The following is a 22,335-nucleotide window of genomic DNA, read 5'->3' on the forward strand; positions in this document are numbered from 1 at the left end:
TTCATATGTCCGGGCATACGACCTGCCACCGGATGGATGGCGTAGCGAACTTCCGTACCGTTTGAAGCAAGTTTATCGGCCAGCTGTCTGACTTGATGCTGTGCCTGAGCCAATGCCATACCGTAACCGGGTACGATGATGACGCGCTTGGCATCGCGCAGTACGCTGCCGGCTGTCTTCTCCGCTTTGGCAGGAGCAGGAGCGGCAACCTCTTCTTTTTCTTGTTTTGGAGCAGCTGTCGGTGTTGTAGTGGCAGGTGTTGCCTTTGCTCCCGAAGCCATCAGAATAGACATGAGCTTGCGGTTCATGGCGCGGCACATAATCTGCGTCAGCAACAGACCGCTGGCACCCACAATACCACCTACGGCTACGAGCAGAATATCGCCCACGGCCATACCGGCAATGGCTCCGGCTACACCACTAAGGGAGTTCAGCAGCGAGATCGTAATGGGCATATCAGCTCCACCGACACGGATGGAGAAGAACAAACCGAAGAGAGAGGAGAAAAACAGTCCTCCGATGATAGCCCAGAAGAGGGGAAATCCTTCGATGGAAACAGAACCGAGCACCACGAACCCTACAGTCAGGATCAGCAGCAACGAAGTAAGCATCGAATGGTTAGGCCATACCACCGGTCTCTGAGGCAAGACTTTGTGCAGTTTGCCGGCGGCAATAAGGCTACCTACGAGGGTAATCATACCGACAGTCAGTGCCAGCATACCTGTGGCTTGTGTGAAGACAGGATAGTCGGATGCCGTGTTGTTGTTGGGATTGATACCTACGGCTGCCAGTGACAAAATCCCCACCAGAGCGGAAGCAGCACCTCCGACACCGTTGAGCAAGGCCACCATCTGAGGCATCTGTATCATCTTGACACGCTGTGCCATCGTCCAACCGATACCGGCACCGATAATCAGGAAGATGTAAACCGACCAGGCCGGTAAGATCTCATTGTAGAGAAGGGTGAGGATGATACCGCCCAACATGGCTACTGCACTGAGGGTATTGCCCATGACGGCAGTCTTCACGCGGCTCATCATCGAAATTCCCCCCAATACCATCAGAGAGAGGAGGACGCAGAGTATATAATAGATGGTGGGACTCATTGGTCGCCTCCTTTCTTTTTCTTGCTAAACATACGGAGCATGCGGTGCGTGACGCCGAAGCCACCCACCACATTGATGGTAGCGAGGATGATGGCCAGTCCTCCGAAGATTTGGCCGAGGATGAGTTGGCCGTCGTGTCCGAACTTGAAGGATAGTCCGGCAGCTGCAATAGCCCCTATTACGGTTACTCCGGAGAGAGCGTTCATACCCGACATCAGCGGAGTATGCAGCAAGCTCGGCACATTGCTGATCAGCTTGTAGCCGATAAGCGTGGAAGCTATCAGCACGATGATAAGAATGATCGGATTCATTATTCTATGAGAGTGATTGGTGTATTAGCTCAAAAGAGTAAGAGCCAAGGGACGGCCACTTGAGAGGGGTCGTTCCTTGGCTCTTGATATTAAGATGTAGGAACAGTTCGATTACAGACCCATTGCTTCACGAGTACCGGCGTGTTTGATTTCGCCGTCGCGAGTAACAAGGATCTTGCTGCAAACTTCGTCGTTCATATCCAATTCGATCCGGCCGTCCTTTGTGAGGTACTTCACCAGATTGTACATGTTCTGTGCGAACATCCATGTAGAGCTCTTCGGGAGCATACCGGGGATGTTCTTGATACCTTGGATCATTACGCCGTGCTTCACTTCCTTGGTTCCCTTCGGTGTGATTTCGCAGTTACCGCCCTGGTCGATGGAGATGTCCACGATTACAGAGCCGCGTTTCATACCCTTTACCATTTCTTCCGTGATGATGATCGGAGCCACCTTGCCCGGGATCAATGCACTACAGAATACGATATCCATGTCTTGAATAGTAGCCTTCAGAGCCTCGCGTTCTTTGGCCAATACATCATCGGGCAGCTTGTTGGCATATCCGCCTTCGGCGATAGCCAATTCGGCAGGAACGGTCGTGTCCACGATCTTGGCACCCAAGCTCTGAGCCTGTTCGGCAGCCGCGGGGCGAATATCGGCAGCATAAGTGATGGCACCCAGACGCTTAGCCGTAGCCAAAGCCTGCAAACCGGCCACACCCACACCGATCACCATTACTTTGGCGGGCGGAATCATACCGACAGCCGTACCCATCATCGGGATGAAACTGGCGAGGTCCTCGGCAGCCATCAGGATACCTTTGTAGCCGGCACAAGTACTCATCGAAGTCAGTGCGTCGAGGTTTTGTGCACGTGAGATACGGGGGATACCATCGAGAGTCAGGGAGATAACGCCCTGCTTGGCCAGATTGCGTACCATTTCGTGGTTCACCGGTGAAGCCGGATGGATGAATGTGATCAGGTACTGACCTTTGCGCATCAGTTCTACTTCGTGCGTATTGAGCTGTTCGTTGAACAAAGGCTCTTTTACCTTCAGGATCACTTCGGCACCGTCATAAACGGCCTTAGCACCGTCTACCAGCGTAGCGCCGGCTTGGGCATATTCTTCGTCATGATACTGAGCACCTTCTCCTGCTCCTTTTTCAAACAGGACTTTGAACCCGTCTGCTACAAATTTGGCCACTGTTTCAGGGGTAGCCGACACACGGTTTTCGCCGTGCATAATCTCTTTTGGAATGCCAATAATCATTGCTTAGATTCTTTTTGAATGTGATTTTCTAAACTAAACTGCCGGAGGTTAACATCGGCTGCTCCGAACGTCTGCCGGTGCATGAGTGGTAGGCGTCCAAAGGTCATCGGGATGTAAGCCGCTGAGCGATCACAAAAGTAGAAAAGAAATGTATATAATGCACTTATTAAGCGCACTTTTCTTTAATCGTAACGAGTATTGCCAAAAGAATAAATGGAAAAACAAAGAGACCGCTACCCGAACTATCGGCAGAGCGTGCAAGCCCTGTCTCCGATAGTTGTGAGTAGCGGTCTCTCTTTATTCCTCACCCATTCCCGACCGGTAGGCAGCGGATATATCCTCGCCATTTGTGGCCGAGAGTAGGGGAGACTCTGTGCTTATTGCTTCTTGAGCAAATCGCGAATCTCTGTAAGCAGTTCGATTTCAGGTGGCGTAGGAGCGGGAGCTGCAGGTGTTTCCTCTTCTTTCCTCTTGGCAGCCATGATAGCTTTGATCATCAGGAAGATCACGAATGCCAGAATCAGGAAGTCTATTGTAGTCTGGATAAAATTGCCATAGTTCCAGGAGACTTCCGGCTTAACGACCTCTCCGCCTTCGATAACTGCCTTGCTCAATACAACTCTCAAATCTGAGAAGTTGACACCACCCGTTAGCAAACTGATGGGAGGCATCATAATGTCGTTCACCAACGAGGTGACGATCTTTCCGAATGCGCCACCGATGATCACACCGACAGCCATGTCCACTACGTTACCCCTAAGAGCAAACGTTTTGAAGTCCTGAATAAATTTCTTCATAATACGCTTTGTTTTTGATGAGATCTGTCTGCTTTGATCTTGCGAACTCAAATCGCATATCTACAGAGAGTTCCCATACATGAGTTAGTTTCTCTAATTAAACGCCACGGCACTCTTTTTCCCGATGGGAAATTCGTGCTATGATCGTCAAATATATGTATAAATTATCGAAATGTAAAAAAAGCAACTACCTTTATTTGGCTAACTGCAATACCGAATATCAATGAAACGAAATACGTATTTAGTAAAGAAAATGCTGCTTGCATTTTTGCCGTTTTTCTGTGCTCTTGCCCTTTCGGCACAAGAGACGAAGGACTCCATTCGCTTTGTCCGCTTCGATAGCCTCTACTACGCTGCATCCCTCTCCTCCGATCCTAAGGCGGCCACGGAGGAGATAGTCCGCTGCGATCCTGCCAATGCCGACTGGTTGGCATACAGGGTACTGGATCCCAACGCACAGGAGGAAAATCCCACCGAAGTACTCGTCCGCATGTATAGCCATCCGCAGCTTCGGCGTTTGTATGCCGATACGGAAGCCTGCTATACAACTCCTTTAGCCGACTCCATAGCCGGAGAGGTGAGGGCAGCATTCGAGCGGTTGCGCACATTGGATCCGCAGATGACCATACCACGCTATGTGGCCTTTCATGTCAGTGGCTTACAGCAGAGCGTCGTCGCCGTCCCGGATCTGGTATCTGTTTCGATAGACAAGTATATCCGTCCCGATTATCCCGTGTATCTGCAGTTTTTCAGCGAGTATGCGCGCCAAACCATGTCGCCCGAATATGTAGTGCGCGATGCCGTATTGGGCTGGATATGCTCCGAACGTCCATTGCCTCGGGAGACGGTACTGACCCTGCGATTCCAATTGGAGTATTGGGGCGATATATATCGGTTGATGAAGCAGGTTTTCCCCCAAGCCACGGACGAATGGCTCTTCGGTTTTACCTCGGATCAATTGCTTTGGATGAAGCAAAACCGAAAAATCCTATTGGACAATGCTCTTAAACGCGGCGAGATGGAATCTTCTCAGCCGACTGTCACGGATCGGTACTTCAAGGAGTTGCCTCCCGATCAGCTGTTGCCCGCCGAAGCCCCTCGTCTGATCGGTCATTGGCTTGGAGCCAACCTGTAAACTTCGGCGATATTCTCTCGAAGATCATTTCATGGTTTGTGAGTGTAGAATTTATGCGAATGTTTCGATTCCCTCGAATTGGCCGATCTTCTTATATTTGTGGCCGATCAAGCTCTTTTTGAAAATAGAATACGCTCTTCGGATCAATATAAATAGATTCTAAACTGCTAAATTGATATGCACTCCGATACAATGACCACTCGACCATTTGCTGATACGACCGCTACAGTCGCATCCCTTTTATTCACATCCTTTCACTGCATTAGAGAAAAAAAGCGTGTAGACCTATGATGTATAAGGGCGGAATACCCTTTCGGTAATTCTCCCAAGAGACCGGGCACCCACTGAGTTTGCAGTAAAACTCGGTGGGTGCCTTTGTTTTATCACCTCCCGAATCGGCCTTTTTCGTCCTGCGATTTATATACAAATCATTTACGATCTATATATTTATTGAAAACGTTTTATATACAAATCGAAAACGATCTATATATAAATTGAAAATGCTTTATATATAAATCGTTTCCCAATCTTCCGAAAAGCGTATTTTGACTTGCAAAAATCCGTTTCCTTGTCTTTTTTACTTCGATCACCTCTCTCTTTTGGATGCTTATTTGGAATCATTCCAAATTCCGCTTCGTTGTTGAAAACTTTTTTGGCGCGTATTTTTCCATTGAGGTACACTTTCCTGTACATCCCATTTTATATATTTGTTTCAGTGTCTTAGCGGATTGAATTTTGTGAGTTTCTTTATGCAGAAAGACGTTGTTTTGATTACCGGTGCAAACGGGATGGTTGCACGGGCATTGTCGGAAGAACTTGTGCGAAACGGTTACTCCGTATGCTTTTTGACGCGCCATAAACGGAACGAAAACGAATATGAATGGGACGTTGCCGAGCGGCGAATCGAGGTCGAAGCACTGCGAGGAGTGAGGCATATCATCCATCTGGCAGGAGCCGGAGTTGCCGATAAGCCGTGGACGAGTGAGCGCAAAGAGGTCATTCGTTCGAGCAGGGTCGATTCGGCAAGGCTCCTGTTAGAGACCGTGAAAGCCAATGACATTCGCATAGCTACTTTCATTTCGGCATCGGCCGTGGGGTTCTACGGGACGCTAACCGGCAAAAGCATTTTCGACGAAAACGACAAAAAGGGCGACGACTTTCTGAGCGATGTCTGTATGGAGTGGGAACAGGCAGCTCACGCTTTCTCACAAGAGGGGGTGTCGGAGCGAATTGTCATTATGCGAAACGGTATTGTACTGGCTCCTCGGGGCGGTGCTTTGGCTAAGATGGTGCGTCCCGTCAGATGGTTTCTCGGTGCTCCGTTAGGAAGTGGGAAGCAGTATATACCATGGATCCATATCAGCGATGTATGCGGAATTATCCTGCATGCCCTCCGAAATCCGACTGTATCCGGTGTTTATAATGTGGTGGCACCGGAGCATGTGCGTAATGTAGAGTTCATGCGCGCTATTGGGCGTGCCATCGGACGGCCTGTCTTCTTTCCCTCCATACCCAAATGGGTTATTCGTCGCGTATTTGGTGAGCGGGCTTCCATTCTGCTGGAAGGAAGTAGGGTATCGGCCGAAAAAATCATCTCCTCGGGCTATCGTTTCAAGTATGCCACCCTCCAAAAAGCAATGGACAATCTTTTGCGATAAAATTCAAAAAAACGGATTTTAGTAGTTCGGTGGATCAGTCCGTTTGATTGTTTTTTAGGCGGTTTTATTATCTTTGGAAGTGATAAGATAATATCAATAAAGAGGTTTTTTCTGCTCATATGGATAATATATTGGTACTTATGGCTTCTGATCCACAGTCCGTAGCTATGCAGGTTGCTTCCCGAGTAAAGGCCCGACGGCTGGAGATGAATCTGACGCAAGAGGGAATGGCTTTACGGGCAGGAATGAAGTTGCCTACCTATCGTAGGTTCGAGCGTACGGGCGATATTTCTTTTAGAGGCTTATTGCAAATCGGATTCGCGCTGAATGCTTTACAGGATTTTGCGCTCCTCTTTGCCCAAAGGCAGTATCAGACACTCGATGAAGTTCTGGCAGAACAGCAGCCCAAGCGCAAGAGAGGTAGCAAAAAATGAATAAGGTACAGCAGGTAGAAGTCTTGTGGGACGGCTCCGTTGTAGGTCGTCTGGCCCTTACGAAAGAGGGATTGTGCGCTTTCGAATATTCTGCGGAGCAGATAGCAAGGGGAGTATCGATATCGCCTTTCGAACTGCCGTTGCGTAGCGGTGTGGCAGTGGCTAAGCCACGCCCGTTCGATGGCGGCTTCGGAGTCTTTGACGATTGCTTGCCCGACGGTTGGGGTTTGCTGGTCATGGATAGGTATTTGCAAAAGAAAAAGATAGATCCTCGTTCGCTTACATTGCTCGATCGTCTTGCATTGGTGGGTTCGGTGGGACGTGGAGCCTTGGAGTTCCATCCGGACTATAGTACCGTTCATCGACAAGACTATTTGGACTTTGAAGAGCTTGCAAAGGAGGCAGAGCGGATTCTCGGCAATGAGCAGTATGAAGGAGCTGGAATCGAAGAGTTTCAGTATAGGGGGGGCTCGCCGGGAGGTGCCAGACCTAAGATTTTTGCCCGATATGATGGCCGGGAGTGGCTTGTGAAGTTTCGCGCTACGGGAGATAGCGTAAATATCGGCAGAGAAGAGTATCGCTATTCTTTATTGGCTAAGAAATGCGGTGTTGAGATGCCGGAAACGCGACTTTTTGAGGACAAGTATTTCGGTGTGGAGCGTTTCGATCGGCATGCAAAAGGCAAATACCATGTTGTGAGTGTTGCCGGATTGATCGGCGCAGACTATCGCTTGCCGAGTATCGACTACATGCATATTTTTCAGATTTGTGCCACAATCACGCATAGTATTGCAGAGATGTGGAAGGTGTATCGCTTGATGGTGTTCAACTATCTGATAGATAATAAGGATGACCATGCCAAAAACTTTGCTTTCATCTATCGGCAAGGGGATTGGCATTTCGCACCGGCCTACGACCTCTTGCCAAGCGATGGTATAAGAGGCTATCGTACTACCTCCATCAATAATAGTATAGAGCCTGCAAGGGCGGATTTACTGGCTGTTGCGGAGAAGGTTGGTCTAAACACCAAAGAGGCAGAGGGTATTTTCGATCAGATGCAGCATATTGTGGCAAAAGCAACCGGAGGCGCAGGAAAGCAGCGCGGTCTATAGCCGAATAAGGAAGTTCCGTTATGAATATGAAAGAGGTATTGGAAAGAATCCTGTCTATCGAGCATGGCTTCGTGCATATACTCGAGGCTGCGAAAGAGATTCTATCTTCTTCTTCGGAAGAAAGATCCTTCGCCATCGCTTTCGAGCTTTTCGATCATGAAGCCTATCAGGCACGAATGTTGGCGACTGCGATCTTAGGACATTTGGCCGGTACGAATGGTGAAGCACTCCTTTTTCTGAAAGACCAGGTGAGCTTGGATAAGAATTGGCGTGTACAAGAGATGCTTGCCAAGGCTTTCGATACGTTTTGTAAGGAGCAGGGGTACGAAAAGTCCCTGCCTGTCATCAGGGAATGGCTCGATAGTGACAATGCGAATGTGGTCAGGGCCGTAACGGAGGGATTGAGGATTTGGACGAGTCGCTCATTTTTCAAAGAGAATCCACACATCGCTATCGAATGGCTTAGCCGGCATAGGGGGCACGAAAGCGAATACGTGCGCAAGTCTGTCGGCAACGCACTGAAAGACATCGGCAAGAAGCACAAAGAATCGGTAGCAGAAGAGCTAAAGAAATGGGATTTGTCCGATCCTTTGGTCTTGTTCACTTACAAACATGCTTCCAAGCATTCGGGTAAAGACATTAAAAGACAGTGAAATATGGCAAGAGCAACGACGAAACAGGATTTGATCATGGCTTCCAATGGGCAATTCGAGAAGCTGTGGGTACTTATTGACAGAATGAGCGATGATCTGCAGCATGCGACATTTGCCGACAAAATGGCTACAGCCGGCAAGGAAGCACATTGGGGTCGGGACAAAAACCTCCGCGATGTACTCGTGCATCTGTATGAGTGGCACCAACTGTTGTTGAATTGGATCAACTCCAACAGCAAGGGTGAACGCAAGCCTTTTCTGCCTGAACCCTATAATTGGAAGACTTATTCGGTGATGAATGTGGAGTTTTGGAAGAAACACCAACAGACACCATTAGCGGAAGCAAAGGACAAATTGAAAGAAAGCCATCGACAAGTAATGGCATTGATTGAGACATTTTCGAACGATGAATTATTTGCCAAGGGAGCATTCGACTGGACGGGTACTTCGACTCTCGGTGCATACTGCGTATCAGCTACTTCCAGTCATTACGATTGGGCGATGAAGAAAATAAAGCTGCATATCAAGACCGGCAAGTGAACGGATGCGAAGTTATCTGTGTGTCAAATGGTCTTTCTTCTTACAGTGTTTTCTGATCGGCAAAAAGCAGCAGTCGAGATCTCTCCTAAAGAGGGTATTCTTAGCTCTTGTAATAGGCTTTTCACCGGTGAAGACAATGGAGCTTCTCGGATGAGAAATCTCCAAGTCATATTACATTCTGACACTTAGTGTAGAAGCTCAATATCCTGTACAAGGATGAATTTTCCTCCTCTTTTCTTGTTTGTTACCGATAAGTAACTTAAGTTTGTGGTTACTTATCGGTAACATCATGGTTGAGAATAACGTATGAAGGATAGGGAACTCACAGAAAAAAAGATACTGGATGCTGTCGGAAGCATTATCGAGAGTGAAGGCTTCGAGGGAATCGGCGTCAATGCAGTGGCTCAAAGAGCCGGAATTTCGAAAATGCTGATATACAGATATTTTGGAGGATTGGACGAACTGATTGCGAAGTATATCCTCCAAAAGGATTATTGGGCGAATACGGATATAGGTATAGGAGAGCTGCCCGAAATCGGTGTGGGGCTGAAACATTTGTTTCGCGAACAGATCAGGACGCTGCGAAACGACATTACGCTAAAACGGCTGCACAGATGGGAGTTCACTGCAGAAAATCAGACCGTTCGTACCTTGAGGGAAAAACGTGAGCAAAATGGCTGTAAGCTGGTAGAAATCGTCAGCCGACTGACGCAATCGCCAAGTGTGGAAGTTGCCTCGCTGGCAAGTATCATTTCCGCATCTATCAGCTATCTCGTATTGATGGAAGAGCGGAGTCCCGTATATAACGGAATCGATCTGCAGAGCGAGAGAGGATGGGAGCAGATCGTACAGGGGATAGATCTGATGATCGACCTGTGGATGAAACATATTCGACAAGAAGACACTCTTTAACCATTTAATTTGTTGAGGAAATGAGCAAGATATTTGCACAAGATACAGACTATTTGTTCCTGATTGAGCAGGCTGTCAAAGCTCCTTCAGGGCATAATACGCAACCATGGACATTCAGGATTAAAGAGACGGGAATCGACATCCTGCCCGATTTCACAAAAACGCTGCCCGTAGTTGATCCTGATAATCGAGAGCTATTTGTCTCCCTTGGATGCGCTACGGAGAATCTTTGTATAGCTGCAGCCCATAGAGGATACGAGACGATGGTCTCTATCGCAGAAAACGGCACGATCCACATCGGATTTACTAAGCAGGATTCCGATACTCCATCTCCTCTGTTTCCTTATATATCCGTAAGGCAGACAAACAGAAGTGTCTATAATGGAAGTATTATTCCTGTGAACGACATTACCGCTTTGGCAGAAAAGAACGATATGGAACCTTTTGTCGGGATTCATTTCTTCAAGAGTGGCACACAGGAGTTCGACGCTATTTCGGAAATGGTTTGCAAGGGCAACAGCATACAAATGCGAGACAAAAAGTTCAAAGAAGAATTGCAGCAATGGATGCGCTATAACAAGAAGCATCAAGATGCAACGAGAGACGGACTCAGCTATGCCGTATTCGGTGCCCCCAATCTACCTCGCTTCATTGTAAAGACCATTATCACCCGACTCATTAACGAGAAGTCACAGAATAGAAATGATAGAAGAAAGATAGCCTCTTCTTCTCATTTTGTTCTGTTTACCTCTTTGAACAACACGGTGGAGCAGTGGATAAAATTGGGGAGAGTATTGGAGCGTCTTCTGCTCAAGGCTACAGGCATGGGTATTTCGCATGCTTATATGAACCAGCCCAATGAGGAACAGGGCCTTTCGAGAAAAATGGCAGAAACACTTGGCATTGCAGGCGAATATCCTACGGTTCTGATACGATTGGGATATGGGAGTAAGATGCCGTATTCGTTGAGAAGAAGTGCCCAATCCTGCATTATCCCCAATTCCTTCACTTGAAAGAATGAGAGGGTACGAGCCTCAAAGGTGATCCCATCGGAAATTTCTTTGGGGTCGGACAGGATGTTTGGGTATGGCCGATGAAAAGGAAGAGGGTGCTGCAAAGACGAAACGCTTGCAGCACCCTCTTGAGCTTTCAGCCTTTTATTCTCCGGCTTATTTCTTCAGGTGTTTGGCGAAGAAACCGAGCATGGCGCGGTATAGCTCCATGGAGTTTTCTTCACGATGGAATCCGTGGCCTTCGTTGTACTTAACCATATAGGGTACTTCGAATCCACGAGCACGCAGTGCCGTTACGATCTGATCGGACTCGTTGATATTCACACGTGGGTCATTAGCTCCCTGTACGACGAAGAGCGGCTTGTTGATCTTGTCGATTTGGAAGAAGGGGGACACTTCCTTGGCGATAGCTGCTTCTTCGGGATTGTCGAGGTCGTACCAAATCTCCTTGACCATTTCCTTAAACGGCTTCCAGTATTCGGGGAAGGAGTCGAAGAAGGTGTAAATGTTCGATACACCTACGTAGTCCACACCACAGGCATAGAGATCGGGTGTTTTCACCAGACCCATCAGCGTGGCATAACCTCCGTGGCTGGCACCGTAGATGGCGATCCTGTCGGGATCTACCCAACCTTGGCTGATGGCATAGCGTACACCGTCTTCCACATCGTCCATGGCTTTGCGACCGATCTGCTTGAATCCGGCACGGAGGAATTCCTTGCCGTATCCGCCTGAAATGCGGAAATTGACTTGCAGGGTAGCATATCCGCGGCTGGCAAAGAGCTGGGTCTCAGGATTGAAGCCCCATGAGTCGCGTATGCCTTGGGGGCCTCCGTGAGGATTGACGATCAGGGGTACTTTCTTCCCTTCGAGGGCTGCTTTTGGCAGAGTGATATAGCCGTGGATGGTGAGTCCGTCGCGGCTCTTGAATTTGATGGGGCGCATCTCGGCCATGTCTTCCTCCTTGAGCTGAGGCATCAGGTCGTAGAGGAGGGTGAACTTCTTGGTGCGAGCATCGAACTGATAGTAGGTGCCGTATAGCTTGTCGCTCTGTACGGCGATCAGCATGATGGTCTCGTCATCGTCGTAATCCACCACGGAAAATTCTTTGCCCTTGAATTCCTTTTCCATCAGCTTGTGCAGCTCCTTGTAGGTGGCACTTACGGGTACGACTACGGACTTCTCGCCTTCGTAGGCCATGAGGTCTATTTCGTAGTTTCTCTTACGAGAGAGGTGCAGGCCACTGACGTCGTAGTCTTCGTTGGCGAAGATCTCACGGATGATCTTGTTCTGCTTCAGGTCGTAAAGAACGATACGAGTCTTGTCGCTGTCCAGATTGGTCAGTACGTAGGCTTCGTCTCTGTTCTTGGAGGCATAGTTGAATGCGATGACTCCGAAGGTGTCGTCCCAGTGTGTTTTCTTCAGCAGACGGAACTCGCCCGTATCCAAATCCTTGTAGTACAACTCGGATTCTATCCCGTTTACGAGACGGCTGTATCCACGCAGTTCGCCGTCTTTGTCGAACTCATAACCCTGAATGGGGTTGGCCGCATCCTTATTCTCGTAGAGCCGGGTCAGCTCGCCCGTCACTACATTGAGCTTATAGGGTTCGAAGATCTGCGGATTGTTTTTGTTCATGGAGATGATCATGTAGTCCTTCTGCTCTTTGAGCATGTTGAGGATCGAAGCTTTCACTCCATCGAAGGGAGTGAGGTCGCGGGTATTGCTGCCGTCGATATTCGAAGCAAAGAGGTGATAGTTCTCATTCCCTCCTTTGTCCATGACGAAGAAGAGGCGTTCGTCATTGATCCATCCATAGCCTTTGATCAGCTCGTCCTTTTCTTCGATGGCACGCTTGACGGTGCCGGTGGCTATTTCCTTGACATAGACGTGGCGTTTGCCTGCATCGTCCTTTTCCATGTATGAGAGGTACTTGCCGTTGGGGCTTAGCTGAAAGGCGGAAGCCTTGGGTTTGGCAAAGTAGTCTTCGACCTTGTATTTGTAGTCGCCCTTGTCCAAAGCTGCCAGTGCCTTAAGCTCTTCTTCGGTCGAAGGGAGGGCTGTATTGCCGAGCAATTTGGATTCGAATCGTTGTAGCGTAAGCGGCAGGCTGAAGCCCATCTGCTCTACATTGCCTTCTATCGTGTTGCCGGACAGGGTGCCCTTGAATGTGAACTGAAGGGCAGCTGCGGAGAGTGTCAGTTTGCCATCGGCGAAGGTGGTCTTGTCTACGGGGATGCCCGTCGCTCCCTGAGCAGGTACATCCATCGTTGTGGAGAGGTCAGCACCCTCTCCGGTAATGTGGAATATGAGTTCCAGCTCCATGTTGGCTTGCGGAATGGAGAGTGTTCCTTTCCAGTCGCCTGTGATCTTTTGTGCATGCACAGTCATTCCTCCTAATGTCAGGATTGTTAGTAATAGGATTTTTAGTTTCATACTTGGTATTTTGTTGAGTGATTATGATGAATTGCTTGTTTCTTCGGTTGTGTCGTGCAGAAAGGAGAAAACCATTGGATTCTGCCGATAGCGACCACAAGATTAGAAAAATATGCCGACATATTCTATCCAAAAGCAGTGACCCGATCGGCTAGGTCGTCCTAATGATTCTGTTAGGTCGTCCTAACAGCTCGGTTAGGTCGTCCTAATGACTCGGTTAGGTCGTCCTAACAATTTGGTTAGGTCGTCCTATTCTGATGTGAGGGTCGTCCCCTTCTGCTCTATAGGGTTATTTGTGCTTGTAGGAAGACATGCCGGAGGTCACTACCTCATCATTCGAAGAGGCTCCGTAGTTTTCGAGAGAGGATATGCCGGAGAGATTTCCCCGTACAGACTCCGAGGCATTGATCTTCACCGATGCCGTGCCGCTGATGGACACTTCGGTGCGTTGGGTAATGAATTTGGATGCATCGCAACCAATAGCCCCGCTACATGAGAGCGTGAGTTCCTCGCAGGAACCTTTCAGAGTGATGCCGGAGGCTCCCGAAGCATCTATATCCAAGGCTCTGAGGCGACCGGTGAGGTTCACCGAAGAAGCTCCGGACATGTCCAGATCGAGCCGGTCACCGGCAAGCTCTCCCTCCACATTCAGGGAACAGGCACCGGACATCTCCACTGCCTTGAGGGTAGGCGAACCGACCCTAACGACGATCTTCCCGTCGTGGATCGAATAGCGGTCTTTGAGTCGGATGGAAAGTTCGCCATTCGCTACTTCCGTGACGATGTATTCCATCAGATTGGGTGCTGCCTCGATGGTCAGCCCATCGGTCGGAATGCCGGCCTTGTAGTGGATGGCAAATGCATCCTCGACATCGATCCTGTCGAATGTGCCGATGTCGCGAGTCTCCGTGATGGCATCGCCCTCAGGGGTGATTGTTTTGCCTTTGCTGTCGAATTTGACGTTGCATGCACCGGCTATCAGTGCTGTGCCTATGAGGCCGACAAGGCCTGCGAAAATCTTTTTTCTCATTGTATGGTGTTTTTTGCAGAGTTTCATTGATCAGTTGCCGGTAGGATCTCCTTGTCCGCCGCCTTGCTGCCCTTGGGATGAGGTCTGCTTGAGGTCGTCATTGACGATCGTACGCTGTACCTTGCGCACCTGCGTATTCATCTTGCCGAAGCTGTAGGTGAGGCTGAGGGAAACACTCCTTTGTGTACGGGCATTTTCCGAATCAATAGTAAATCCATTGCCGATGGTTTGGCTTTTCCATGTCGAATATTTCGCATGAATGTTGTTTGCACTCAGCGAGATTCTCAACCTTTTGTCGAAAAGCTGTTTGGCTATACCGATATTGTTGAATACATTGCCATCATACTTCGTCTGGTAGCTTCTTCCCCCATGATAATAACCTCCGAAGATGTTCACAGTCCAATCCTTCGGCAGGGTGAACATCAGACCTGAATATACCATACCGGACCATGAATCGACATCGATGTCGAGTGCATCGCTCTTTTGGAATGTGCGATCGATATTTCCGTTGAGCATAATCCTAACCCATACGGCCGGCGTGTACATGGCATAGGTATTCAAGCTGAAAGAATGCTCTCGTCCGATATTGCCATAGGTCTGGTGGAACAGATTGGGATTGGCCGGATCGGAGAAGGTGTAATTCTGGATGGCGTTGTTGCAGAAGTCATAGTCGAGCGATGCGGTAAGCATTATTTTGGTTCCGTATTGGTTGTAAGAGAGACCGACATGGTGACGCTTCTCCGACTTTAGGTCGGGATTACCGTACTGTACCTGATAATCGTTGGACTGCAGCTTGTAGGGATTCAGCTGGCTGATGGCAGGACGTTGGATCCGGAAGTTATAGGCCAGCTTGAGTTGCTTCATGGGTGAGGGGGTATAGCCGAGCGTGAGCTGCGGTACCCAGTCGAACGAGTTGTGAGAGAAGTCTGCTGCTGCATTTTCGGGGAAGAGTGCTTTCAGCCTGCTACTTTCCACACGCAGACCGGTCTGCAACGAATACTGCGCCTTACGATAGTTGTAACCGGCATAGGCTGCTCCTATATATTGATCGTGACGGAATTTTCTTGCAGACAGATTTTGGGGATATAAGGAGCCGGGCTGCCACGGAGCATCTTCGGACGGCCGTATCTCATAGAGCGGATCACTCGTGGCATGACGATAGATGTACTTCAGCCCTGCCTCCAAAGAATGTGCTTGTCCGATGGGGCGTGTATAGTCCACCTGTGCCGTATGTTCGTCCATACCTGCATCGGATTTGGAGTGCTGGCCGGCATACTGGATCGTATTGGCCGTATTGAGTGGATCGCGTTTCCATTGATTTATGAAGGTCTCACTATTGTTCGGGCTGTGAGTGAAACGGTACGAGACGGTAAACAATTCGCCCGGCAGGCGTGTGCTGTGCTGATAGTCGGCATTGAGCTCGTATGATCCGGCATCCATCTGTGTCTTGAGTTTTCTGTCTATGTAGGACATGAGGTTGCCGCCGGCATAGCTTTTTTCTACGTTGTTCCGGTCAGTGGTCATCTCCCAAAGGCGTACGTTGCCGCCTACCGTAAAGAGATTGAGCGAATCTATCTCGAAGGAAAGGAGGGCATTACCGAAGTGTCCGTGAAAGGTTTCTTCTCCTGTCCCCTCTTCTATCGTTTGGAGTGTTGGGGTCGTGCGTTCAGTAAGGTAACGTGAGTCGCTACTTTTGCCTCTATAGTAATTATAGTTGGCAGTCAGTCCCACCTTGCCGGATTTGGCAGTTGCGAATACACTGCCATTCGCAGAGGGGTCTGTGCTCGCTCTGGCCGTGATGGAGCCTGAATATCCTTCCAGCTTCTTGCCTTCTTCTGTGACGATGTTCAGGATGGCACTTGTGCCTTCCGCATCGTACTTTACGCCTGGGTCGGTGATGACCTCCACTCGTTTGATCGTATGGGCAGGAATGGAGCGAAAGACCTCCTTCGGGTTGCTGCTCACCATGGTCGAGGGCCTGCCGTTGAGGTGGATTTTGAAGTTGGACGATCCTTTCACCTGGATATTGCCCTGACCGTCTACCGTTACCAAAGGAACGCTACGTAGCATTTCGAGTAGGTTGTTCGTCTTGGCTGCTGGGTCGTCTTTCATATTATAGGACAGGCGGTCTATCTCCATCTTCACCAGCGGTCGTGCAGCTGATACGGTGATAGTGGAGAGCTGTTTGTCTTCGGATTCGAGCGAAATATCGACAGCCTTGATATCCTGCTGTCCGTTCTCTCTCCGAATCTCCATGGTATGGGTTTTCATACCCACGAAGGAGGCTTTGAGGCGGTAAGAAGGCGCAGCCGGTAGGCCTATGATGAAATAGCCATTGCCGTCAGTCACTTGTCGGAACACCTGTGTGGTATCTGCTCCTGCCGGCCAAATGCTTACAGTGGCATAGGGGACCGATTCGCCGGTGGAGGCATCCTTGATTGTACCGGATATGTGTACATCGAGGGAATTGCTCTGTGCCATCGAAGAAAGTATGGACAGAACGAATAAGAAAGATGATAAAACGATTCGTTTCATTGTTTGGATGGATTGGTAGTTTATTGTGTACGTATCGCAGACACTTTGAGTTTATTGGCTTATGAATGGTCTGTAGTCCAACTCCTTCTCCCTTATCAGAATGCTCGGAAATAAGGGGCCGGAGAGAGGGAGTCTTCCGCTCCGCCCCGTTAGCGGCGACTCGCAATGCCGCAACGGGAGCGGATAAGAAGGAAACGCATATAGTCTATGAATTATTCTCTGTTTGCTTGTTCCATTCGGATCGGAGGGTGTCCAGGCCTATCCCGAGGAGTTTCATCTCGCTAAATAGGGCCGGTACCACCTCTTCTACGAATTTCTTGCGCCGGGAGGCAAGGATCTCTTCGCGAGCGTTGGGGCTGACAAAGTAGCCGAGTCCGCGCTTGTTGTAGATCATTCCTTCCATTTGCAGGCGTTCGACAGCTCGCATCGCTGTGTTGGGATTGACCTCCATCTGCTCGGCCAATTCGCGGACAGATGGTACTCGCTCGTCGGCTGAATATTCGCCGGAGAGGATCCTGTCCTTGATCGTGTCCGATATTTGGAGGAATATGGATTGTGCTTGAAGTATGGCGGTCATTTCAGTTGTCGTCTTTGGAGGTTGATAAAGGATAAAACGAATAGGCACAAACCGATACTGCCGAAGAAAAGAGCCATGAAAAGATCTTCTCCGTACAGGTTCAGATTGGATGTCAGTATGCCGAACAAAATCGTCTCTCCTCCCATAGTCAGGAGGAAAGCCACGGTAGCCATGGTGAGCTTTCGGACACTGATGGCGAAGTAAATACCTGCTGACAGTACATTGAACAGAACGGCGACACCCGGCCAGTAGAGATCCAAGAATCCGAATGAAAACCACCCATAGCCTGATGACGTCTGCCAGATATAAGGCGCATAGTACGATGCTTCCAAGACGGCGGGGTAGAGGAGTACCTCTATCGTATAGGCTATTTGGTTTACCACAGCGGCTGAAAACAATGCCAATATCCCCTCTATCAGTATTACGACGAACTTTGCTGTGGCAGAAGCCGGTATCAAGGTGTAGGTGATGGTGTCGGACTTATTGACCCGACCTTGTACGATTCGGAATACGTAGAAAGCTACGCATACGAGGGTCAAAGGCCAAAGGTCAAAATGCGTTCTGTCCTTTACGGAGAGAGGATTCAGCTCGTCTCCTATGTGCAGCAGCATAGTCAGACCTACGAGTACTCCCAGCAGAGCCAACAGGAAAAATAAGGTGTTGCGTCCCTGTGTACACCACTCCATGCGAAAGAGTAGTCCTATACGCCCGAGAAAGGAGGGAGCGGCTTTATGTCGATTGTGTGTAGTTGTCATCGTAGTTGTCTTTTTTTCAGTGAGAAATAGGATAGCACATAGAATAGTATCCCTACCAATCCTAATACGATCAGCTGATAGCTCCATACTTCGGGAGAGAAAATAGCATTTACGACAGCTTCCCCCTCGTTTGCGGAATTGCTGTATGAGATATAGGATAGGCGAGCTACCATCGCGGGCAATACGACTATCGAGGAGAAAATACCCAGCACGGCATTGAGTCCGATATAGGCCAGAATGGACTGAGTGGTACCTCGTACGTTGATGCAGCACCAAAGGGCCATAGCTATACTACAGAAGGTGCCCACGATGTTGTACAAGATGAAATAGAATCTCAGATTGCGAAGCATCTCCGTTGCCCACTCTGCTTCTTCGACCGGTACGATGTGTTCTATGAAGAAGAGGTTCATCCAAAGGTCGTACAGGGCTGTCCAAGTACTTGGCATAAAGACACCCAGAAACAAGATGGCTATGGCCAAAAGAACGATAGTCCATATAAACGGAAGCAAAAAAGAAAGCAGGAGAACCGCATATTTTTCTCCCACAGAAGCCGGTATGATCGTATAGGCTATGGTCTTGGAGTGATTGACTTGTCTTTGAATGGCGATATAGGTGTAGACGATTGTAGTCATTAAAAACAATGAAAAGAAACCGAACATGTACCCAGACAATCCTTCCTTAGACATAGGGCCATTGACGGTGACTGACATAAGGATGGCAATAGCAAGGGCTACTACAGAGAGCGTGCCGGTTACGTACAGAATGTTTCTCTTCTGAGTACCCCATTCCATGGCGAAGAGGAGGCCGATACGCTGCCAGACGTTTGTCGGCCGGCTGTTTACTAATGCTGTCATAGTGATGGTGGCTTTAGCGGTTCAACACGCGATTAAATACCTCTCTTTCGGCTATCATGCCATTGAAGAACAGCTCCATGGAGAAGGGTGTTTCTTCTCCGGTGGTATTCTCATACACACCTACTTCGCCCATTGTGGATCCTTCCTTATATATAGGCTTGTCGCTTGGTGCCACTTGGCGGAAAGCAAATCGCTCGCTCAGTTCGGCTACGGACCTGTTGCAGACGATGGCATTCTTGTCCATCATCACGATGCGATCGATGATCTGCTCCAGATCGCGTACCTGATGTGTACTGATAATGACCGTTTGCTCCTCCGTTATATATCGTGCCATCAAGCGGCGGAAAGCACTTTTGCTCGGAATATCCAGCCCGTTGGTCGGTTCGTCCATCAGTAAGAGTGGTGTGCGAAGAGAGAGAGCCAATGCGATGACAGCCTTTTTCTTCTGTCCCTGCGATACCTTGCCGAGCTTCATATCCCAGTTCAGGTCGAACGCGATGATGATTTCCTGAGCCACTTCGGGAGAGTAGGAAGGATAGAAAGGAGTGATCATCCGGAAGTAATCCCTGATCGTAACATTCGGGCAGGTCACTTCCTCTTGCAGCAGGAACACTTTTGACAAAAACTTCACCGAGCGGTGTCGCGGATCTTCTGTCAATACTGTCAGATTGCCATACTTTCGGAGTAATTGGCCGCATAGGAGTTTGAGCAGAGTGGTTTTTCCCTCGCCGTTTCGTCCGAGTAGTCCCGTAATGCTGCCTTTAGGTAGTTCGAGGTTTAAGCCTTCGAAGAGCGACCTTTGTCGCGGATAGCTGAATCTGATGTTGCTAGCGTTGATCATTGTTTTATTCTGTTTTTTGTTTGTATTCTGTCTTTTACTCTTTATATCATTCTATCTCTTTCCGTGTATGCTACAGATCAAGTGCATATTAGCGAGACTTTTTTGCCCGTATTTCCTTGTTTTGCGATACTTTTTTTGTCGTTTGTCTTCTTTTTTTATGTCTCCTTTCGTCTGATTCTATCTTTTATTGACTAATAATCAGCGTTTTATTAATAACTGATGATATGTATTAGTCTGATAGTGCACCGCAAACATAGCTTACTTGTTTGGATTAACCAAATATCAGACGAAAAAATTGGGCTGATTCTCCGATTTTTGATGGAAATGACGATTCAGAAAGCACGGACAGAGGAGTCGGTATTCTTTGGGTTATTAATGTATACTGTATGGCAATGCTGTATGTCCAATCTCCATAAGGCAAGGTTTTCTTTGCTGTAATAAAAAAGAAGAGGCTACCCGGTAGAGCGGGCAGCCTCCATCGTTCTCGAACCGTAATATATCTGATGAGACCATTGAAAAATAAGGAGATGTAGGAAAGAGGCATTCTTCGGCTACAAGGAGCGAAGAATTTGGGTGGAAGCAGGAGTAAAAGGGCTTGTCAATCCCACTTGCGGAGCTACATGTTGGTGTTCTGTATAGGCAGGGCTATCGCATTTGAAAGTTTATACTGTATCCTTGGCCTCTTTCTTCTATAATTTGGAACTCTAGTACATTTAACCCAGAATTGTCATTAGGATGAGTTTTTAATGGCGGTCATTAGATATTTCGACTTGGAATTTGCTTTATTTCATTAATTTAAGTTCTTATGCACTTGATTAACGAACCTTCTTTTAGGATCACCATTTTGGTTATGTGATGGAAATAGAGTTTGTCGATAAACATATGAGTCCTTGGGGAGGACTCAAGCTCTTAGCGGAAATGCTTGATCGAATGAATATGCATCAAGTATTACAGAGCATTGGCTTGCCTGAGCAGGGTTCCAATCGAGGGTACCCTCCCGAGCAGCTCATTTTGGGGTATTGGATTTCGCTGTGGTGTGGAGCGTCTGCCATATGTCATACAGAACTACTGCGTCAGGATCGAACACTGGCTGAAATCTTTAACTTCAATCAGATGCCCGGCCACAAGGCTTACAGTCGCTACTTTAAGAAGTTCAGTCAGAGAGAGAATCAAGACTGCTTTTCAGCCTTGTATCAATGGTTCTTTAAGCGGTTTAACTTCGATAACTTAACTCTAGACTTTGATTCCACAGTCATGACTATATATGGGGATCAAGAGGGGACAGCTAAGGGGTATAATTCGACTAAGCCAGGTCGTGTCATCCACCATCCGCTGATGTCCTTTCTTTCAGATCACAAGATGGTTGCCAATTGTTGGTTGCGGCCTGGTAATACCTCTGCCTGCAACAACTTTTTAGCGTTTCTTGAAGATACACTCCATAAGCTTGAGGGTAAAAAAGTTGGACTAGTTCGTGCCGACAGTGGCTTTTGTTACAAGCCAGTTATTGAAGTGCTGCAAAAGCAAAAGATTCATTATATCATTGTAGCCCGCTTAACCTCAACAGTCAAGTACAACATCATTCGTCACAAGACCTGGGTGGTCGTCACAGATGGGATTGAGGTCGCAGAGACGACTTACCAAGCTGATAGTTGGGCTAAGGCCGAGCGTCTGATTATCGTTCGTCAGGATTGTAGCAAGCGTAAAAAGGCGGTTGGTAAGTTAATTCAACGTGGCGTACTCTTCCCCGAATAATATGATGCAGACCAATATCGTTACAGTTGCTATATCACAGATTTAGATTTGCCTGCATCCATTGTCTGGAGTAGCTATCGAGGCCGAGCAGAAGCTGAAAATAGGATCAAAGAGCTCAAGTATGATTTTGCGATGGACAGCATTTTGCAGCAAGACTTTTGGGCTACAGAGGCGATGATCAATATGGCCATTATGGCCTATAATCTGATGAGTTTATTGCGTCTGGTGGTTATCAATTCACCCAAGCAACAGATGCTCAAAACAATTCGGATGAAGTTTTTAGCTATCCCTGCATATATCCAAAAACACTCGCAAAAGAAGACCCTAAAGTTGGCTCTAGCACTCAAACAGAGGCCTGCATTCCTATCCATCTGGGGGAGAGCAAAAGAGTTTGCAGTCCCGTAAAAATACTAATGGAGACTGTTGGCGAGAAACGCAATGAGTTACAAGCCATTCCGGAAGTTTTGGATAGCCTTGATTTGTCGGGAGCAGCCATCAGCATAGATGCCATGGGGACTCAAACCAACATTGCAGAGCAGATCATCCAATCAGAAGCCGACTACATTCTAAGCCTCAAAGGCAATCAAAAACACTTGTATGAGGATGTTCAGGATT

General features: G+C 48.2%; 20 protein-coding genes and 2 pseudogenes. 11 read left to right on the forward strand and 11 right to left on the reverse strand.

The annotated features are described in order from the left end of the window. The 3 genes from F452_RS0109495 to F452_RS0109505 form a co-directional block, all read right to left on the reverse strand. Nucleotides 1–1,106: NAD(P)(+) transhydrogenase (Re/Si-specific) subunit beta (locus tag F452_RS0109495; RefSeq protein ID WP_018965969.1), on the reverse strand; the 1,106-nt coding region annotated here is incomplete at its 3' end. Beyond that, nucleotides 1,103–1,417: an NAD(P) transhydrogenase subunit alpha gene (locus tag F452_RS0109500; protein ID WP_018965970.1), complete on the reverse strand. Its 315-nt coding sequence runs from the start codon at nt 1,415–1,417 to the stop codon at nt 1,103–1,105. The genes F452_RS0109495 and F452_RS0109500, both read right to left, overlap by 4 nt. Nucleotides 1,418–1,528: 111 nt before the next feature. Beyond that, entirely contained in the window at nt 1,529–2,686 is a 1,158-nt protein-coding gene (locus F452_RS0109505) for an NAD(P) transhydrogenase subunit alpha (protein ID WP_026292360.1), read from the reverse strand. A gap of 213 nt (nt 2,687–2,899) precedes the next feature. Here F452_RS0109505 and F452_RS12190 point away from each other — a divergent pair, with 213 nt between their 5' ends. Next, on the forward strand, nt 2,900–3,049 hold the full coding sequence (locus tag F452_RS12190; RefSeq protein ID WP_155259047.1) for a hypothetical protein: 150 nt from the start codon (nt 2,900–2,902) through the stop codon (nt 3,047–3,049). A 14-nt stretch (nt 3,050–3,063) separates the two neighbouring features. Here the strand turns inward: F452_RS12190 and mscL are convergent, their stop codons facing one another. Next, nucleotides 3,064–3,483, reverse strand: coding sequence for a large-conductance mechanosensitive channel protein MscL (mscL, locus tag F452_RS0109515; RefSeq protein WP_026292361.1), 420 nt, complete (start codon nt 3,481–3,483; stop codon nt 3,064–3,066). Nucleotides 3,484–3,706: 223 nt separating this feature from the next. Here mscL and F452_RS0109520 point away from each other — a divergent pair, with 223 nt between their 5' ends. From F452_RS0109520 to F452_RS0109560, 8 genes are all read left to right on the forward strand, one after another. Beyond that, nucleotides 3,707–4,618: a gliding motility protein GldB-related protein gene (locus tag F452_RS0109520; RefSeq protein WP_018965973.1), complete on the forward strand. Its 912-nt coding sequence runs from the start codon at nt 3,707–3,709 to the stop codon at nt 4,616–4,618. Between the two features lie 749 nt (nt 4,619–5,367). Next, nucleotides 5,368–6,276: a TIGR01777 family oxidoreductase gene (locus F452_RS0109530; RefSeq protein WP_018965975.1), complete on the forward strand. Its 909-nt coding sequence runs from the start codon at nt 5,368–5,370 to the stop codon at nt 6,274–6,276. A gap of 119 nt (nt 6,277–6,395) precedes the next feature. After that, a complete protein-coding gene (locus F452_RS0109535; RefSeq protein ID WP_018965976.1) occupies nt 6,396–6,710 on the forward strand; it encodes a helix-turn-helix domain-containing protein in 315 nt (104 codons plus the stop codon). Further along, on the forward strand, nt 6,707–7,822 hold the full coding sequence (locus tag F452_RS0109540) for a type II toxin-antitoxin system HipA family toxin (protein WP_018965977.1): 1,116 nt from the start codon (nt 6,707–6,709) through the stop codon (nt 7,820–7,822). The genes F452_RS0109535 and F452_RS0109540 overlap by 4 nt, the downstream gene beginning before the upstream one ends. A gap of 20 nt (nt 7,823–7,842) precedes the next feature. Next, nucleotides 7,843–8,475 carry a DNA alkylation repair protein gene (locus tag F452_RS0109545; protein ID WP_018965978.1) on the forward strand — a complete coding sequence of 211 codons (633 nt, stop codon included), beginning with the start codon at nt 7,843–7,845 and terminating at the stop codon, nt 8,473–8,475. Between the two features lie 3 nt (nt 8,476–8,478). Continuing rightward, entirely contained in the window at nt 8,479–9,015 is a 537-nt protein-coding gene (locus F452_RS0109550; RefSeq protein ID WP_018965979.1) for a ClbS/DfsB family four-helix bundle protein, read from the forward strand. Between the two features lie 306 nt (nt 9,016–9,321). Next, nucleotides 9,322–9,927: a TetR/AcrR family transcriptional regulator gene (locus F452_RS0109555; protein WP_018965980.1), complete on the forward strand. Its 606-nt coding sequence runs from the start codon at nt 9,322–9,324 to the stop codon at nt 9,925–9,927. 20 nt (nt 9,928–9,947) lie between these two features. After that, entirely contained in the window at nt 9,948–10,940 is a 993-nt protein-coding gene (locus tag F452_RS0109560) for an Acg family FMN-binding oxidoreductase (protein WP_018965981.1), read from the forward strand. A 156-nt stretch (nt 10,941–11,096) separates the two neighbouring features. On the opposite strand, the gene F452_RS0109565 is transcribed toward F452_RS0109560, so the two are convergent. From F452_RS0109565 to F452_RS0109595, 7 genes are all read right to left on the reverse strand, one after another. Further along, a complete protein-coding gene (locus tag F452_RS0109565) occupies nt 11,097–13,376 on the reverse strand; it encodes a S9 family peptidase (RefSeq protein ID WP_050563593.1) in 2,280 nt (759 codons plus the stop codon). A gap of 289 nt (nt 13,377–13,665) precedes the next feature. Continuing rightward, the gene (locus F452_RS0109570) at nt 13,666–14,406 is read right to left on the reverse strand and encodes a head GIN domain-containing protein (protein WP_018965983.1); all 741 of its coding nucleotides are present in this window, start codon (nt 14,404–14,406) and stop codon (nt 13,666–13,668) included. A 30-nt stretch (nt 14,407–14,436) separates the two neighbouring features. After that, entirely contained in the window at nt 14,437–16,941 is a 2,505-nt protein-coding gene (locus F452_RS0109575; RefSeq protein ID WP_235317527.1) for an outer membrane beta-barrel family protein, read from the reverse strand. Between the two features lie 205 nt (nt 16,942–17,146). After that, complete coding sequence (locus F452_RS0109580; RefSeq protein ID WP_018965985.1) at nt 17,147–17,518, reverse strand: GntR family transcriptional regulator; 372 nt, start codon at nt 17,516–17,518, stop codon at nt 17,147–17,149. Continuing rightward, nucleotides 17,515–18,273 carry a hypothetical protein gene (locus F452_RS0109585; RefSeq protein WP_018965986.1) on the reverse strand — a complete coding sequence of 253 codons (759 nt, stop codon included), beginning with the start codon at nt 18,271–18,273 and terminating at the stop codon, nt 17,515–17,517. The genes F452_RS0109580 and F452_RS0109585 overlap by 4 nt, the downstream gene beginning before the upstream one ends. Then, nucleotides 18,270–19,127, reverse strand: coding sequence for a hypothetical protein (locus F452_RS0109590; RefSeq protein ID WP_026292363.1), 858 nt, complete (start codon nt 19,125–19,127; stop codon nt 18,270–18,272). The genes F452_RS0109585 and F452_RS0109590 overlap by 4 nt, the downstream gene beginning before the upstream one ends. 13 nt (nt 19,128–19,140) lie before the next feature. After that, nucleotides 19,141–19,968, reverse strand: a complete 828-nt coding sequence (locus tag F452_RS0109595; protein WP_018965988.1) for an ATP-binding cassette domain-containing protein — start codon at nt 19,966–19,968, stop codon at nt 19,141–19,143. Between the two features lie 855 nt (nt 19,969–20,823). Here F452_RS0109595 and F452_RS12935 point away from each other — a divergent pair. Beyond that, nucleotides 20,824–22,125: pseudogene (locus F452_RS12935) on the forward strand (IS1380 family transposase). Between the two features lie 8 nt (nt 22,126–22,133). Further along, nucleotides 22,134–22,335, forward strand: a pseudogene (locus F452_RS10960) (ISAs1 family transposase); the annotation flags it as partial.

The sequence above is a fragment of the Porphyromonas gulae DSM 15663 genome (assembly GCF_000378065.1).
Lineage (GTDB): Bacteria > Bacteroidota > Bacteroidia > Bacteroidales > Porphyromonadaceae > Porphyromonas > Porphyromonas gulae.